This is a genomic window from Neisseria sp. P0022.S010 (assembly GCF_051956635.1).
This window is the reverse complement of sequence record NZ_JBQCXF010000569.1, coordinates 1-1,850: the sequence shown is the minus strand read 5'-3', so window position 1 is coordinate 1,850 and position 1,850 is coordinate 1. Positions and strand designations below refer to the sequence as shown.

Genomic DNA, 1,850 nt, shown 5'->3' with positions numbered 1-1,850 from the left:
GTCGCCACCCTGGCCGCCGTCGGTATGTACGTTTCTTATATCCCGCAAATCCAAAACAACCTTGCCGGCAACCCCGGCTCGCCGTTGCAACCCCTCGTCGCCGCCATCAACTGCACATTATGGTTTGCCTACGGCTTTTTGAAAGAAAAACGCGACTACCCCATCATACTGGCAAACGCCCCCGGTATCATTTTGGGCTTGATTACGTTTGTCACTAGTTTTTAAGGAAGTTTTCAGACGGCCTGTGCAAAATAAAAACGCAAAAGGTCGTCTGAAAAAGAGTCACCAAAATATCAACAGCAGGAATTTTCAGTTCGCTTTTTATCGAAAGGTAGACAGAACAAATACCGCAAGAGTTTTTTTCAGACGACCTTTGAATCCATCGGTAGCGGTTTGTTGCTATGATACGAGAGTTCCGATATACAAGGGTGTGTGCCGCAAGGCACGCACGCGGTGGGTTGGGGGTTCAGGGAAAATGGAGAACACGTGCGTACGTACCGCACACACCCTACCATGCGGGCTACGGGCTTGCTAGGATTGCTCGTTATACTTAATTTTGACAAGGAGTCAATGAAATGGCGATAGAACTAAATGGTAATTGGACACAAGGATTTGCTTTAGATAACCATATGCATCAAAGTATTTTCTTGGGTTATGATGAACTTGAGAATCCCAAGTTTGATAACAAAAGAAGTAAGGTTGGAGAATTGGTTTTCCAATTAAAATATCGCAATCAAACCCAAAATGCCTCTTTATTAGTGGATTATATTTTACAGCAATTTAGCGGATTAGAGACTTTAAATTTAATTGTTCCTGCCCCTTTTACAACAGAGCGTATTAATCAACCAGTTCAATTAATTGCCAAAGAACTAAGTGATCGCTTGAGGATTCCATATTCTCCTATTTTAAGAAAATCTAGCTCACACACACCACTCAAAAATATTGAAGAAAAATCAAAAAAACTAGAAATACTAAATAATTCCATCACAATTGATAATATAGATCTATCCAATAAGAATATTTTAGTAATTGATGATTTATTTGATAGTGGAGCAACATTGGAAGTATCAACTGAAAAATTATTTTCCCAAAATGCTAAGTCTGTAATTGTTTTAGTAATGACGAAAACAAAAGGATAGAAAGATGCATACTGTTTTCTTTTCTGGTTCACGCAGCATTTCTCGATTAAATCCACAAATACGAGAAAGAATTAACAATATTCTTAGCAAGAATTTTGATATTGTTATTGGGGATGCAAATGGGGCTGATAAAGCTATCCAAAAATTTCTACAAGAACAAGATTATACTAATGTTCATATTTACTTTTCTGGCAAAGTTTACCGAAATAATGTGGGAAATTGGCAGTTTGTCCAAGTAGACAGCAAAGGAACCGGGAGGGATTTTTATACAGCAAAAGATAAGAAAATGGCAGAAATTGCTGATTATGGCTTTATTTTATGGGATGGTAAGAGTATTGGTTCATTAAATAATATAGCAGAACTTTTACAGCTAAATAAACCTTCTCTTGTATACCATTCTCAAACAAAAGAATTCTTTAAAATTAAATCAAGCGCAGATTTAGAGAATATTTTATCTAACATAGAAGATGATGTTTTAGCTTCGATTTTGGAAAAGGGAAATACTTTTCTTAAAAGCTATGTAACAAAACAACCTTCTTTAATTCAAGAGTAACCACCCATGCCTAAACGTACCGACCTAAAATCCATCCTTATCATCGGCGCCGGCCCTATCGTTATCGGTCAGGCCTGCGAATTTGACTATTCGGGCGCACAGGCCTGCAAGGCTTTGCGTGAAGAAGGCTATAAAGTCATTCTGGTGAATTCCAACCC

3 protein-coding genes are annotated in these 1,850 nt (G+C 38.1%); all 3 read left to right on the top strand.

Going from position 1 to position 1,850, the window contains the following annotated elements:
* Positions 1 to 225: SemiSWEET family transporter (locus ACTHUT_RS19485; protein WP_440419479.1), on the top strand; the 225-nt coding region annotated here is incomplete at its 5' end.
* Between the two features lie 350 nt (positions 226 to 575).
* Positions 576 to 1,139 (top strand): ComF family protein, encoded by a 564-nt coding sequence (locus ACTHUT_RS19480; RefSeq protein ID WP_440386036.1) that lies wholly within the window; start codon positions 576 to 578, stop codon positions 1,137 to 1,139.
* 4 nt (positions 1,140 to 1,143) lie between these two features.
* Entirely contained in the window at positions 1,144 to 1,692 is a 549-nt protein-coding gene (locus ACTHUT_RS19475) for a hypothetical protein (protein WP_440386035.1), read from the top strand.
* Positions 1,693 to 1,850: the final 158 nt, after the last annotated feature.